This window comes from Ruegeria sp. CI1, assembly GCF_056536925.1.
The window spans coordinates 20,223-33,692 of sequence record NZ_JBQFQP010000005.1 but is presented as its reverse complement, the minus strand read 5'-3'; the positions used below and the strand labels follow the sequence as shown (position 1 = coordinate 33,692).

The following is a 13,470-nucleotide window of genomic DNA, read 5'->3' as shown; positions in this document are numbered from 1 at the left end:
CAGAGCCCGCAAGAACAGACGGGCCAAAGGGGAACCGTCGAGGACACTCATGACAGACAACAAACACGAAGCGGACGTGGCGTTCATCAAGGCTCTGGCCGAGTTGCTGCGTGAAAACGATCTGACCGAGCTACAGGTCAAGCGTGAATACGGCGAAGAGGACAGCCTGAATGTTCGCGTCAGCCGCGTTTCACAGACCGTGGCCGCGCCGGTTCAGATCGCGGCACCCTCGCACGCTCCGGCAGCAGCACCTGTTGCGGTACCGGCCGCCCCATCTGCCGCGGCACCGGCGCCCGCCGAAGACCCAGCCAGCCACCCCGGCGCGGTGACCTCGCCCATGGTCGGAACTGTTTATCTGCAAGCCGAGCCCGGGGCGGCACCTTTCGTGTCTGTTGGGGCCAGTGTGTCCGAGGGCGACACTCTTCTGATCGTCGAAGCCATGAAGACCATGAACCACATCCACGCTCCCAAGTCTGGAACCGTCAAGCGCATACTCGTGGGCGATGGCGATGCGGTCGAGTTCGGCACGCCCCTGGTCATTGTCGAGTAAGGGTGCGGGATGTTTGACAAAATCCTGATTGCCAACCGAGGCGAGATCGCCCTGCGCGTGATCCGCGCCGCGCGCGAGATGGGGATTGCGACGGTCGCCGTGCATTCCACCGCCGACAGCGATGCAATGCATGTGCGTATGGCCGACGAATCCGTCTGTATTGGCCCGCCCCCCAGTCCGAAAAGCTATCTGTCAATGCCCGCCATCATCTCAGCCTGCGAGATTACCGGCGCTCAGGCAATCCACCCCGGATACGGCTTTCTATCTGAAAACGCGGATTTCGTTCAGATCGTCGAAGATCACGGTATCACATTTATCGGCCCCACCGCCGAACATATCCGGATCATGGGCGACAAAATCACCGCCAAAGACACGATGAAGGCCCTGGGTGTGCCCTGCGTGCCCGGTTCGGATGGTGGCGTTCCCGACCTGGAGACTGCGAAAAGGATTGGTGAAGAGATCGGGTATCCGGTCATTATCAAGGCCACAGCCGGCGGAGGCGGGCGCGGCATGAAAGTGGCAAAAACTGCCGCTGAAATGGAAAGCGCATTCCTGACCGCGCGGGCCGAAGGCAAAGCCGCTTTTGGCAATGACGAAGTCTATATCGAAAAATACCTGACCACGCCGCGCCATATCGAAATTCAGGTCTTTGGCGACGGCAAGGGCAACGCGGTTCATCTGGCCGAACGAGACTGCTCGCTGCAACGTCGCCACCAGAAAGTCTTTGAAGAGGCCCCCGGCCCATGTATTTCGCCGCAAGAACGCACGAGGATTGGCAAAGTCTGCGCGGACGCAGTGGCCAAGATTAATTATATCGGCGCAGGTACCATCGAGTTTCTCTATGAAAAGGGCGAGTTCTACTTCATCGAGATGAACACCCGCCTGCAGGTCGAACATCCCGTCACTGAAGGCATATTTGGGGTCGATCTGGTGCGCGAACAGATCCTTGTTGCGGCAGGACAACCGATGTCATTTGGTCAGAACGATCTGAAGATCAATGGCCACGCCATCGAAGTGCGGATCAATGCCGAAAGATTACCGAATTTCTCGCCTTGCCCGGGCAAGATCACGGCCTATCACGCCCCCGGCGGTCTGGGTGTGCGGATGGATTCGGCGCTTTATAACGGTTATTCGATCCCACCCTACTACGACTCTCTGATTGGCAAACTGATCGTACAGGGGCGTGACCGGGACGAAGCTCTGGCCCGTCTTCAACGCGCTCTGGGTGAACTGATCGTGGACGGTGTGGACACGACCGTTCCCCTGTTCCACGCCCTGCTGCAGGAGCCGGACATCCACAGCGGCGACTATAACATCCACTGGCTGGAACACTGGCTTGCGGAGAATTTGGCCCAATAGCAAAACAGGTCGGGCGACTCGTCCGACCTTGGGGCATCCGTCATGAGCCTGTCGCCAGAACTTTTGTTGCATGGCTATTCCATCGGAATTTTTCCGATGGCCGAACATCGCGACGACCCGGAACTGTTCTGGGTCGATCCGCAGCACCGCGGTGTATTCCCGCTGGACGGGTTTCACATCTCACGCTCACTCGCACGTCGCATCCGTCGGGCGGACTATCGGGTCACCATCAATCAGGACTTTCAAGGTGTGATCGAGGGTTGCGCAGATCGGGCAGAAACCTGGATCAACGCCGAACTGAGGCACCTCTACCAATCGTTGTTTCAACGCGGCCATGCCCACTCGGTCGAAGTGTGGCAGGATGAGCGGCTGATGGGCGGTGTCTATGGCGTGGTTCTCGGAGCAGCTTTTTTTGGTGAAAGCATGTTTTCTCGCCGTGAAGACGCATCAAAAATTGCACTGGCCTATCTGGTCGATCGTCTGCGACAGACGGGTTACAAACTGTTTGACACTCAGTTCCTGACCGCCCATCTTGCCTCGCTCGGGGCAATCGAAGTTCCGCGCGCGCAATACCGACGCGAACTGAAGGAAGCGATTGAGGGCAAAGCTAACTTTGCCGCCGAGATCGAGCAGACCCCTCAGGGGGTCATACAACGGATAACCCAGACATCGTAACGCGCATGATCCAGCGCGTTCAATGCGGGTGACGTTGCAATCATCCAACCATCGAACAACTCGTCGGATTTCTCCTGTTCCCATATGGTGAGATAGGCGAAAGCGTCGCCCGTGGGATTGTCCGGAGGATACCGGCAATCGCCAAGCGCGACTTCCAATCCAAAAACCGGCGCCGTTTCACCTGACGCCACTTTCACGTCGATAGTCTGACCGTTTACCTTGTCCAAGCCGCGTAAAATGGCACCGGTACCAGAGGTTACCGCTTCCTGCGTCAGTGCTCCGCCGCAGCATGAAAAGGCAAGGATTAGGGCAGTCGCACGGATCACTCGGAACTGCTCCCATCTCCGGCGACGAATTTGACGAGCAGGGAAATCAGGCTGACCGCGCCTTGCGTGTCCTCGACTTCGTCGCCCGGTTCAAAGAAAAATGGCGAGCCGCCAGGCATCACCTCGACAAAGTTACCCCCCAACAGCCCTTCGGAGGAAATCACAACCGCACTGTCGTCGGGGATTTGAATGCCGTCGGCGACAGAAAAAAGCGTATCCGCGCGATAGCTTTCCGGGTTCAGCATCACATCCGTTACGGTACCGATCTTGACCCCGGCCAAGCGGACATCGGTGCCAACGGTCACTCCTTCGAGCGAACGGAAGGATGCGCCCAACTCGTAACCGGAGCGGTTTTGCGACAGCCCCGCCGACTGGCTGGCATAGACACCGAATGCGACCGCAAAGGCCAGTACGACCCCGCCGACCACGACTTCGGTCATGTTGTGGCTAGACATTGCTCTGCCTCTTCTTATTCCGGGCTCCACGCCTCATAGTCGCTGCGTTTGATCGGATCGGGACGGCGAAGCGAACCGGCCGGCGCATAGGCCAGTGCCGAACCGGTCATGTTTTCCTGGTGCGGTTTTTCCCAGGATTTGTGTGCAAGTGGCTTGTCGGTCGGCGGCTCGTCCCAGGTCCGGTGCAGCCAGCCGTGCCAATTCGGGTCGATCCGGCTGGCCTCGGCCTCGCCGTTGAAGATCACCCAGCGCTTGCTGTCATCGGCATTGCGATAAAACACGTTGCCCTGGTCATCCTCGCCAACCTTGACGCCCTTGCGCGCAGTATAGATTTGCGTGTTCAGGGTCGCACCGTTCCACCATGTTACGGCTTTCAGAAGAGTATTCAGGATTCCCATCGGCTGCCTCCGGAATTTTGTCCTTGGCAGGTATGGACCAAAGGCGCGCCAAGGTCCAGTGCGACAAAGGCCGCAAACCTCATTCCGGCAGAACTGCGGTGACTTCAATTTCGATACGGTATTTCGGGTCGATCAACCCACATTCGATCATGGTCGCAGCTGGCGGATTTTCGCCAAACGTTTCCGCCAGAATGGGCCAACACGGCGCGAACTCGTGACGGTCGGACAGCATGTAGGTCACGCGTACAACGTTATCGAAGGTGGCTCCCCCCTCGGCGAGCGCCTTTTCAATGATGCCCAACGCCGATCGGCATTGTTCGACGATCGTCTCACCCTGCCCAACCGTGCCAGCCACATGAATAAAGCCGCCCGCCACCACCGCGCGGCAATAACCGACTTTCGCTTCGAACTCGCCCCCGGATGAAATGCGTTTGATCACTTCGATTACCTCACAAGAAAACGGCGCGGATCAATCCGCGCCGTTGAAGCTGTTGTATCCGGCAGATCAACCGGCAGAGGCCGATTCCTTACCCGCGTCTGCATAGATGATCAGCGGCTGCGCGTCGGAGGTCACGGCCTCTTCGTTCACCACGACCTTTGTCACATTTTTCATGCCCGGCAGTTCAAACATGGTGTCCAGCAGGATGTCTTCGAGGATCGAGCGCAGCCCGCGCGCGCCGGTCTTGCGCTGGATTGCCCGTTTGGCGATGGCCTTGAGCGCGTCATCGGTGAAATCAAGCTCGGCAGCTTCCAGTTCGAACAGGCGTTGGTATTGCTTGACCAATGCGTTCTTGGGTTGAGTGAGGATTGTCACCAGAGCATCTTCGTCCAGATCTTCCAGTGTCGCAAGAACCGGGAGGCGACCGACAAATTCCGGAATCAGTCCGAATTTCAGCAGGTCTTCGGGCTCCAGATCCTTAAATATCTCGCCTACACCGCGCTCATCATTGTCACGCACATCGGCACCGAACCCCATCGCGGACCCCTTGCCACGCTGCGCAATGATCCGGTCAAGACCAGCAAATGCGCCGCCGCAGATGAACAGGATGTTGGTCGTATCCACCTGCAGGAATTCCTGTTGCGGATGCTTGCGCCCGCCCTGCGGCGGAACGGAGGCCACAGTGCCCTCCATCAGCTTCAGCAATGCCTGCTGAACACCCTCGCCCGACACGTCGCGTGTAATCGAGGGGTTTTCGGACTTGCGGGTGATCTTGTCGACCTCATCGATATAGACGATGCCGCGCTGCGCGCGCTCGACATTGTACTCGGATGCCTGCAACAGCTTGAGAATGATGTTCTCGACGTCCTCACCTACATAACCGGCCTCGGTCAGCGTTGTGGCGTCGGCCATAGTGAAGGGCACATCCAGAATGCGCGCCAACGTTTGAGCCAACAGCGTTTTGCCACAACCCGTCGGACCAATCAGGAGGATGTTGGATTTTGCCAACTCGATATCCCCGCCCGACTTCTGAGCGTGGTTCAAACGCTTGTAATGATTGTGAACCGCGACCGACAGCACGCGTTTAGCAGTGGTTTGTCCGATTACATAGTCATCCAGGACTTCACAGATATCCTTTGGTGTTGGCACACCGTCGGTGGATTTCAGGCCGCTTGCTTTTGTTTCCTCGCGGATGATGTCCATGCAGAGTTCGACACACTCATCACAGATGAACACGGTCGGTCCTGCGATCAGTTTGCGCACCTCGTGCTGGCTTTTGCCGCAGAAGCTGCAGTAAAGCGTGTTTTTGCCGTCACCGCCTGAATTCGTCGCCATGATTTACCTTTCGGGCTCCGTCTTTGCCACCCTGTCCAAGGGCGGCGCTCTGCTGCGTGTGTACCCAGCTTAGGCCAGCACACCGACCGCTACAATCTCAAATTGCCACCCCGCGCCGCTGATGGCCTGAGGTTTGGCGAAATGCCGTGTCAGGCTTCGTCATCGCCTGCCTTGGCACGGTTTTCGACGATTTCGTCGATGTGCCCCCATTCTTTGGCTTCTTCCGGCGACATGAAATTGTCGCGGTCCAGCGCCTTTTCAACCGCTTTTTTGGTTTGTCCGGTGTGCTTTACGTAAATGTCATAAAGCCTGTCTTTGAGTTTTTGCGTCTCGGCGGCATGGATCATGATGTCACTAGCCTGTCCTTGATATCCGCCCGATGGCTGATGTACCATGATGCGGCTATTGGGCAGCGAGAACCGCATTCCCTTCTCCCCGCCAGCCAGCAGAACCGACCCCATCGAAGCGGCCTGACCGATGACCAATGTTGAACATTTCGGTTTGATATACTGCATTGTATCGTAAATGGACAAACCACTGGTCACAACGCCGCCGGGAGAATTGATGTAGATCGAGATCTCTTTGTTCGGGTTTTCCGCTTCAAGATGAAGCAATTGCGCCACCACCAGATGACTCATGCCGTCATGGATTGGGCCATTGATAAAAATAATCCGCTCCTTGAGCAGGCGAGAAAAGATGTCATAGGCCCGCTCGCCGCGGCTGGTTTGCTCGACGACCATGGGGACGAGGGTGTTCATGTAGGTGTCAACTGGATCGAACATAGAAACCTGCCTGCTCTTTGCGATTGGATCGGGACCGTACCCGACAAAGGATTACACGAGTCTTAGTGCCGCCTCTGAGGGGCCGCAAGGCCCGCAGATAGAATTCCTGCGTTTCGGATGTTTCGATGTCTGTCGCAACTCTGTTGCAAGACGTCGCAACGTTGACGATCGGCATTCGAGTTACCAGTTTAGAGAAGCCCAAACGACGTCACGTCACACAATCGCGGCGCAGACCGATCTGATGTCGCCAAAACCGGTGTCGAAATCATGTCACGAGATCCTTTTATTCAGAAAGGAGCGTCCGCCAATCTCAAACTTGCTTTTGATGGGCCTCCGCAAAAGTTCTGCTTTCTGCTGCTTCCGCGCACCACGATGCTTGCCTTGGCTGCAGCAATCGAACCGTTGCGCATCGCTAATCAACTGACCAAGAAACAGCTTTATACATGGCACACAATGACAGAAACCGGCGAGCCGATAACCTGTTCCAACGGGTTGCGGATTACACCGGACAAAGTACTGGAACCACTACCTTCTGACGCGCTGGGGTTTGTCTGCGCCGGGGTCGAGCCGGAACGGAGCTACTCGCCAGCAGTCCTGAATTGGCTGCGCAAGGAATACCGGTTTGGCCGGTCGCTGGGCGGAATTTGCACGGGTGCATTTGCGTTGGCGAAGTCAGGGTTGCTTGAGGGACGGAGATTCACTCTGCATTGGGAAAACCAGCCCGGTTTCGTCGAAGCGTTTCCAAACCTGACACCGACACCGAATATATTCGAAGTTGATGGGCGCATCACCACGTGTGGTGGAGGAAACTCGGCCATTGACATGATGCTGGCCCTGATCGAACAGCGTCATGGGGTGGAACTGGCGATCATGGTCGCGGACATGTGCATTCACATGCGATCTGGAAACCGATCACCGCAGCGATCGGCACAATCCGTAATCATCGGCAGCCGAAACCCTGCGCTTCTCAAGGCGATCCAGTTGATGGAAAAGGAGTCTGAAGATCCTCTTTCAAGCATCGAACTGAGCGAGCGGCTCGGCATATCGAGACGCCAGTTGGAACGGTTGTTCAAGCGGTATCTACAGCAGGGGCCGATGGCCTATTATCTTGATCTGCGCCTGTCCCGGGCATTTACATACCTCAACGAAACTAACATGACGGTGGCCGAAATTGCAGCAGCTACCGGTTTTGCCAATACCAGTCACCTGTCGCGACAGTTTCGCGCCAAATACGGTGCGCCGCCGCATTCCTTTCGCAAGGCGTGGTCGTAGGTTCGTGACCTAGCCAAACATATCCGCGGTGATACCTGCGTACCAGCCAACGCTTTCCTCGTATGTGGCCCGCCGCAGTTCCGCCCCTTCTCCGGTCTGGCTGATAAAGCCGTCGTCCTTTGTGATTTCTCTTCGGTCGCCTCATAAGTCGCGCCAACCTTGACCCCATCATTGGTATCGATTAGCGACCAGCAGGTGTTCGAGAACTTCACCAGGAACGGCTTTGAACCCGTAAGCGCCGCGCGAACAGCCATGGCCGCGACTTTAGCCTGCGACTTGACGGAAAACCCGGATTTGCGCATGTCACATTGCGCGCACGCGTCACCTAGAACACAGATATTCTGCGCGGTCAGGTCCCAGCCTTCGACAGAACCACCGACGAAACCGGTCCCGGGCGACAGGACCGGCCGGTCATAACTCAGCGTTCCGCCTCCTGAAAGGGTCACGGCTATGGCATCCGTGGAATCTTTGGCGATATAACACGCGGTGGTTGCCCCACCTGCACCACCGCCGACCACGATGACGCATGCTTTTCCCTGAACCATACAATCGCGGCGTGCGCGATAGTTGCCTTCGGAATAAGTGAAATCATCGAATTGGGCGATAATGCGATCAAAAAACGTTGTTCAGGTGCGGGCGGTGCCTTCTTCGGCACCGTGCTCGGCGTTTTCACCCACTTGGTGGCAGCTTCCGCATTTCTGGAGGAACAGCCGCTCGCCCCGTCAGACGTCGCCGATCGCGATCGCTGTTTCATCAGCCTGAGCGGACATGTTGAATACCACCCAGACCAACAATGCCACTGCTGTCCAGCGCATTGTTCAGTTCCCGAAGCTTTGGATATAGGCGATGACCGCCTCGACATCCTTTTCCTTCTTCAGTCCGGCAAAGGACATCTTGGTGCCCTTCATGTAAGCTTTTGGCTTGGCTAGAAACGCCGCCAGCTCCTCCTCAGACCAGATTAGGCCACCCTCGGCGGCTGTTTGCAGGGCCTTGGAATACTTGAAACCGTCGGCTCTCGCAGCGGCGGCTCCGACAACTCCGTTCAACGCCGGTCCAACCTTGTTCTGCGCACCTTCTCCGACCTGGTGGCAGGCTTTGCATTTCTTGAATGTTTTCTCACCATGTTCAACCAAAGCCGGATCAAGGGCTGCTTCCTGAACCGGTTCATCCACGACCGGTTCGGACGGCGATGCTTCCACAGCTTCACCTTCCTCTTCAGGCGTTACATCCAGCACCATGGCGCGCATGGTGATCTCAACGCTGTCCTTGCAGTTTTCCATGCAGGGTTCGATGTCCCAGAAATGCGCCTCGGCCTCCTCCCGATCATCGACGATGAACCCGTTCGCATTGGGCATTTCGACTTCAAGGAAGTTCTCGTTCGACAGGACGAAATCATCCTCGACCAAGTCGTTGGAGTAAAGGATGTAGGCCACTATTGCATAGGTATCGTCCACGCTCATTGTCTGGGCGTCGCCGAATGGCATGGACCGATGGACATAGTCCCACGCGGTCGACAGATAGGGCCAATAGGACCCAACTGTCTTGAGCGGGTCCTTGTCGGCAAGAGTGCTTTCACCGCCTGCCAGCTTGGGCCAGTTGTCGACGCCTTCGGCAAAATCGCCATGGCAGATAGCGCAGTTGTCAGCAAATACCATTTCGCCGTCTTCCACTGAACCGGATCCCGCAGGCAGGCCGGTACCGTCTGGCGAGACGTCCAAATCCCAGGCAGCAATTTCCTCGGGCAGTGCCGGGCGGCCAAGACCATATGTCCCAGCCAATACCGGCGCGGCGACACAAATAGAGCCAAGCACGGTTCCGACAAGAACATTAAGAAACTTCGACATTCTCGGCCTCCCCATTCGCCTTGACCCACCAGGTCTGGATGCAATTGTTGTGGTAGATCGAGTTTTCGCCCCGCACCTCGCGTAATTGCGCCTTGCTGGGTTGCACATATCCGGTCGAATCTTTGGCGCGCGCTTGCAGCAACATTTCAGAACCATCCCAGTTATGATCGAGATAGAACCGCGTCAGCGCCTTGTCGGTGCCCGGCGCGGCCAGACGAGCGGGCATCCAGTTCTTGCCACCGTCAACCGACACATCAACACCCGTGATCGCGCCCCGGCCCGACCAGGCCAATCCGGTGATCACCAAGGGCCCCGGACCATGGGTAATCGGCGCCTGCGGACTCGGCGACGTGACTACGGATTTGGCGTCCATCACCCAGGTCCATTTGCGGCTGATCCCATTGGCCAGAGTATCGGTGTATTTAGAGGTTTCTTCGCGACTTTCCACTGGACCTTCTGTCACTTCGACCCGGCGCAGCCACTTGATCCACATGTTCCCTTCCCAGCCGGGAACCACAAGACGGACAGGATAGCCGTGTTCTTTGCGCAGCGCTTCGCCATTGGCCTTGAACGCCACCAATACGTCATCCATAGCCTTATCCAGCGGGATCGACCGACCGTTCGAACTGGCGTCCGCACCTTCGACATAGATCCACTTGCCTTCCAGCTTCACTCCGGCTTCTTCCAGCAAGGTGCGCAACGGCACACCGGAGTACTCCATGTTGTGTATCATGCCATGAGTGAACTGCGCGCCATTCAGTTGCGCACCGGCCCATTCCATCCCGGTATTGGCGGCACATTCACAGAAATAGACGTGGTTTTCGCGCGGAAACCGTTCCAGGTCGGCATAGGTGAATACCAGTGGTGTATCCACCAGACCGTTGATCATCAGCCGGTAGTCCTGCTTGTTCAACTCAATGGCACCGGAATGGTGGCGTTCAAACGCGCATCCTTGAGGCGTTATGGTGCCGTCAAGGGCATGGATCGGAGTGAAATTGATGGAACTGATCGTATCCGCCGTCAGCCATTCCACGTTCCGGCGCACGACGTCAGATTCAAACTGTATAGGCAATCCGTATGGGGTGACATCCACGCCTTCACCTGTCGAGCGCGCCCATTCCTGAATTTCCGTGATCAGCGGGTCAGGCTCTGCCGCCCGCACCACACCCGCAGAAAACGCCCCTGCCCCGGCAGCAGCAGCGCCGGTAAGAAACTGACGGCGGGACGGGGCGTTTTTTAGGAAGTTCTCACTCATCTCAAACTTGCCTCCTTAAACTTCATCACACCTGTTGTCTTGGGTGCGTAAATGAGCTGGCGGGCGCTCAGGCACCCACGACATTGACCGAGTTTTTGGGGTTGACCGTGACGGTTTCCTGCTTGCGGATGTGGCTCTCTACCACGTCCCATATCATCGGACCTTCGGTGCCTTCGTTGACGCTGGCCCATCCGGCGACGACATAAATTTTGGCTGGATCGATCGCCTCACCGGTCTTGAGTAGCGTCATTTCACTGATGCGTTCGCCCTGCGATTTGTTTATGTCGATCCGGTACCCCATCCCACCGATCCGCACCATATCACCGCCCTGCTGATAGTATGGGTCAGGGTTGAAGATGTTGTCGGCCACGTCTTCGAGGATGACCTTGATAAACTCGCCAGTCATCTCTGACCGATAAGCCTGCCCGTAACTCATCGAGGTGACGTTCCAGATATCTTCGCGGGTGATATCGTCGCCGGGAACAAGGCTCGGCCCCCAACGAACGCCGGGGGACATGGCGATATCGGCCTCTCGTTCCGAGATCAGCGCGTCGCAGATCAGATCGTCCCAGGTGCCGTTGAAATTGCCGCGCCGGAAAAGCAGCGAGTCGGTCTTGCCGATCACCTCGGCCAGATCGGCCGCAAACGGTGCGCGCTGTTCTTCGATCAGCGCCGTCATCGCCGGGTCGGGCGCAATTACGTTTGAAAAGACTGGAATCAGTTTGTGGCGCAGTCCCATCAACTGGCCATCGCGCACATCCATGTCTACCCGGCTGACGAACTTGCCATTCGATCCGCTCGCGATGATATGGGTCTTTTCGACCAGCACCGGGTCGGGCAGCGCATCATGCGTGTGGCCTGACAGGATCACGTCGATCCCCTGCACCTTGCCCGCCATCTTCTTGTCGACGTCAAATCCGTTGTGGGACAACACGACCACCACGTCGGCGCCGTCGGCGCGAACCTCGTCGACCGTGGCCTGCATGTTTTCATCGCGTATGCCGAACGAATACTCGGGAAACATCCAGCGTGGGTTGGCAATGGGCATATAGGGGAAAGCCTGCCCGATTACGGCTATCTTGGCCCCGCCACGTTCTAAGAACTTGTAGGGCTTAAACAACTCGGCTGGTTCGTCCCATTCGGCATCGAATATGTTCTGTCCCAGTGCGGCAAAAGGCAGGCTTTCGACAATCTCGTTCACCCGCTCGCTGCCTAAAGTGAACTCCCAATGGAAGGTCATGGCATCGGGCTTTAAGGCGTTCATGACGTTGACCATGTCCTGACCCTCGGTCTGGTAGCACGTGTAAGAGCCGTGCCATGTGTCCCCGCCATCAAGCAGAAGAGCATCAGGTCGATCGGCGCGAATGGCGTTGATGACAGTAGCGACACGATCCATGCCACCCACGCGACCATAGGCCTTGGATAGCGCCGAAAAGTCATCATACGTCAGGGCATAAGCAGACGCGCTTCCATCTAGGATCCCGTAGGCCTTGCGGAAATCTGCGCCGGTAATGTGAGGCACGTATCCCTTGTTTTCTCCAACGCCCAGGTTGATTTCGGGTTCACGGAAATATATCGGCTTCAGCTGGCCATGAATATCCGTGACATGGATCAGGCTGATGTTTCCGTAGGTTTCGAACTCCAACAACTGGTCCTGCGTCAGGTTTTGCTGCGCGGCCAGTCGGGCCCAGTTGCCGAAACCCGACGCCCCCACAAGGGCCGAAGCCGCCATTGAGACCTGAAGAAAATCACGACGCGAGATCATCTGGACCAACTTTCCCTATTAACCTTGATTGCATTCGCTTTATTGAATTTGTTGATACGGAAAAACCCCGCGCACAATGACGCGGGGTTTTTCGGTTTCAGTTACGGACAGACGGACCTTCGACCGACAAGCCATTGCCGCGCGAAGCAACGTAAAGCTCCAGAGCGACGAACTCATCGCTACCCGGTTTGAAGGTCTCGGCACGGGTGTCACGCACACAACCCTTGAAGCGTGCGTGTGCATTGTTCAACTTGGCATTTTTTAACCGATAGGTCGGGAACCCGTTGATTTGCCCCTGACTCAGGTGGTCGGCACGGATCATGTTGCCATAGTTTTGTTCGTGGCAATTGGCGCAACTCAACTCCAGCTGGCCGTACCGCGTATAGTATACTTCCTTGCCCTTTTCCCAGGTTTCCCGGGCGGGGCCGTCGATGGCCACGTTGACCGGCATTCCACGGGATTGCACAGAAATCAGAGCTTCCATTGCGGTCATTTCTCCGCCGTCATACTTCCATTTTTCTGCCCCCATCTGGTTCTCGCGGCAATCATTCACCTGCATCACCAGAGTGCGGACTTCGCCTGCTTTTTCATTCCACTTTGGATACACGGCCCGCACACCGGCCATGCTCTCTTCGACAGCTCCATGACAGGACGCACAGGATTTGCCTTCGCTTCCTTCGACCGTGTCCCACGCTTCCTGCGCCTGATCCACAAACACCATTGCGGGATTGTCAAAATCATCCATCTGAAGCGCCTGAGTTTCATCCGAACGAAAACGCCAACCCGAATAAATCTCATCCATTGCATCGGAAAGATGCGCCGGTGCTGCAGTTTTTGTGACCATCTCGATCTCGCCATTCACAACGAGGTTGTCCTCGTCAGGACCGGCACCCGCTGCCAGCGGCGCGGCGACCAATGCGGCAATCGCACTCATTGCCCTGAAATTCATTCAATATCCTCCCTTGGGTGGTCGGCCGCGCCGGTTCCGTGCGGCATGGCCATTGTTCTCGCGCCC

Annotated in this window: 14 protein-coding genes and 1 pseudogene; 4 read left to right on the top strand and 11 right to left on the bottom strand. The window is 56.9% G+C overall.

Features of this window, described 5'->3' with window-relative positions; genetic code table 11:
- Positions 1 to 49: 49 nt before the first annotated feature.
- From accB to aat, 3 genes are read left to right on the top strand one after another with little or no spacing between them, the layout of a single operon-like run.
- Positions 50 to 550, top strand: coding sequence for an acetyl-CoA carboxylase biotin carboxyl carrier protein (gene accB / locus ACR0LZ_RS07215; RefSeq protein ID WP_480749114.1), 501 nt, complete (start codon positions 50 to 52; stop codon positions 548 to 550).
- Between the two features lie 9 nt (positions 551 to 559).
- Positions 560 to 1,909, top strand: a complete 1,350-nt coding sequence (gene accC, locus ACR0LZ_RS07210) for an acetyl-CoA carboxylase biotin carboxylase subunit (RefSeq protein ID WP_480749112.1) — start codon at positions 560 to 562, stop codon at positions 1,907 to 1,909.
- A gap of 42 nt (positions 1,910 to 1,951) precedes the next feature.
- Positions 1,952 to 2,584, top strand: coding sequence for a leucyl/phenylalanyl-tRNA--protein transferase (aat, locus tag ACR0LZ_RS07205; protein ID WP_480749111.1), 633 nt, complete (start codon positions 1,952 to 1,954; stop codon positions 2,582 to 2,584).
- On the opposite strand, the gene ACR0LZ_RS07200 is transcribed toward aat, so the two are convergent.
- The 6 genes from ACR0LZ_RS07200 to ACR0LZ_RS07175 form a co-directional block, all read right to left on the bottom strand.
- Positions 2,548 to 2,910, bottom strand: coding sequence for a DUF2155 domain-containing protein (locus ACR0LZ_RS07200; protein WP_480749110.1), 363 nt, complete (start codon positions 2,908 to 2,910; stop codon positions 2,548 to 2,550). The genes aat and ACR0LZ_RS07200 overlap by 37 nt on opposite strands.
- Positions 2,907 to 3,365, bottom strand: a complete 459-nt coding sequence (gene mlaD / locus ACR0LZ_RS07195) for an outer membrane lipid asymmetry maintenance protein MlaD (protein WP_480749109.1) — start codon at positions 3,363 to 3,365, stop codon at positions 2,907 to 2,909. The genes ACR0LZ_RS07200 and mlaD overlap by 4 nt, the downstream gene beginning before the upstream one ends.
- A 14-nt stretch (positions 3,366 to 3,379) precedes the next feature.
- Positions 3,380 to 3,763: an NADH:ubiquinone oxidoreductase subunit NDUFA12 gene (locus ACR0LZ_RS07190; protein ID WP_480749108.1), complete on the bottom strand. Its 384-nt coding sequence runs from the start codon at positions 3,761 to 3,763 to the stop codon at positions 3,380 to 3,382.
- Between the two features lie 79 nt (positions 3,764 to 3,842).
- Positions 3,843 to 4,202 carry a RidA family protein gene (locus ACR0LZ_RS07185; protein ID WP_480749107.1) on the bottom strand — a complete coding sequence of 120 codons (360 nt, stop codon included), beginning with the start codon at positions 4,200 to 4,202 and terminating at the stop codon, positions 3,843 to 3,845.
- 66 nt (positions 4,203 to 4,268) lie between these two features.
- On the bottom strand, positions 4,269 to 5,537 hold the full coding sequence (gene clpX / locus ACR0LZ_RS07180) for an ATP-dependent Clp protease ATP-binding subunit ClpX (RefSeq protein WP_480749106.1): 1,269 nt from the start codon (positions 5,535 to 5,537) through the stop codon (positions 4,269 to 4,271).
- Positions 5,538 to 5,686: 149 nt separating this feature from the next.
- Positions 5,687 to 6,319 (bottom strand): ATP-dependent Clp protease proteolytic subunit, encoded by a 633-nt coding sequence (locus ACR0LZ_RS07175; RefSeq protein ID WP_480749105.1) that lies wholly within the window; start codon positions 6,317 to 6,319, stop codon positions 5,687 to 5,689.
- Positions 6,320 to 6,586: 267 nt separating this feature from the next.
- Here ACR0LZ_RS07175 and ACR0LZ_RS07170 point away from each other — a divergent pair, with 267 nt between their 5' ends.
- Complete coding sequence (locus ACR0LZ_RS07170; protein ID WP_480749104.1) at positions 6,587 to 7,591, top strand: GlxA family transcriptional regulator; 1,005 nt, start codon at positions 6,587 to 6,589, stop codon at positions 7,589 to 7,591.
- A gap of 9 nt (positions 7,592 to 7,600) precedes the next feature.
- Here the strand turns inward: ACR0LZ_RS07170 and ACR0LZ_RS07165 are convergent.
- From ACR0LZ_RS07165 to soxA, 5 genes and pseudogenes are all read right to left on the bottom strand, one after another.
- A pseudogene (locus tag ACR0LZ_RS07165) lies at positions 7,601 to 7,932 on the bottom strand (FCSD flavin-binding domain-containing protein); the annotation flags it as partial.
- A gap of 477 nt (positions 7,933 to 8,409) precedes the next feature.
- Positions 8,410 to 9,435, bottom strand: coding sequence for a c-type cytochrome (locus tag ACR0LZ_RS07160; protein WP_480749103.1), 1,026 nt, complete (start codon positions 9,433 to 9,435; stop codon positions 8,410 to 8,412).
- On the bottom strand, positions 9,419 to 10,690 hold the full coding sequence (gene soxC / locus ACR0LZ_RS07155; protein ID WP_480749102.1) for a sulfite dehydrogenase: 1,272 nt from the start codon (positions 10,688 to 10,690) through the stop codon (positions 9,419 to 9,421). Before soxC ends, ACR0LZ_RS07160 begins: the two co-directional genes overlap by 17 nt.
- A gap of 67 nt (positions 10,691 to 10,757) precedes the next feature.
- On the bottom strand, positions 10,758 to 12,455 hold the full coding sequence (gene soxB, locus ACR0LZ_RS07150) for a thiosulfohydrolase SoxB (RefSeq protein WP_480749101.1): 1,698 nt from the start codon (positions 12,453 to 12,455) through the stop codon (positions 10,758 to 10,760).
- A 97-nt stretch (positions 12,456 to 12,552) separates the two neighbouring features.
- Positions 12,553 to 13,404 (bottom strand): sulfur oxidation c-type cytochrome SoxA, encoded by an 852-nt coding sequence (soxA, locus tag ACR0LZ_RS07145; RefSeq protein ID WP_480749100.1) that lies wholly within the window; start codon positions 13,402 to 13,404, stop codon positions 12,553 to 12,555.
- Positions 13,405 to 13,470: the final 66 nt, after the last annotated feature.

Coding starts and splice junctions, on each gene's coding strand:
- accB (WP_480749114.1), top strand. CDS start 50: ATGACAGACAACAAACACGAAGCGGACGTGGCGTTCATCAAGGCTCTG.
- accC (WP_480749112.1), top strand. CDS start 560: ATGTTTGACAAAATCCTGATTGCCAACCGAGGCGAGATCGCCCTGCGC.
- aat (WP_480749111.1), top strand. CDS start 1,952: ATGAGCCTGTCGCCAGAACTTTTGTTGCATGGCTATTCCATCGGAATT.
- mlaD (WP_480749109.1), bottom strand. CDS start 3,365: ATGTCTAGCCACAACATGACCGAAGTCGTGGTCGGCGGGGTCGTACTG.
- ACR0LZ_RS07190 (WP_480749108.1), bottom strand. CDS start 3,763: ATGGGAATCCTGAATACTCTTCTGAAAGCCGTAACATGGTGGAACGGT.
- clpX (WP_480749106.1), bottom strand. CDS start 5,537: ATGGCGACGAATTCAGGCGGTGACGGCAAAAACACGCTTTACTGCAGC.
- ACR0LZ_RS07175 (WP_480749105.1), bottom strand. CDS start 6,319: ATGTTCGATCCAGTTGACACCTACATGAACACCCTCGTCCCCATGGTC.
- ACR0LZ_RS07170 (WP_480749104.1), top strand. CDS start 6,587: ATGTCACGAGATCCTTTTATTCAGAAAGGAGCGTCCGCCAATCTCAAA.
- ACR0LZ_RS07160 (WP_480749103.1), bottom strand. CDS start 9,435: ATGTCGAAGTTTCTTAATGTTCTTGTCGGAACCGTGCTTGGCTCTATT.
- soxC (WP_480749102.1), bottom strand. CDS start 10,690: ATGAGTGAGAACTTCCTAAAAAACGCCCCGTCCCGCCGTCAGTTTCTT.
- soxB (WP_480749101.1), bottom strand. CDS start 12,455: ATGATCTCGCGTCGTGATTTTCTTCAGGTCTCAATGGCGGCTTCGGCC.
- soxA (WP_480749100.1), bottom strand. CDS start 13,404: ATGAATTTCAGGGCAATGAGTGCGATTGCCGCATTGGTCGCCGCGCCG.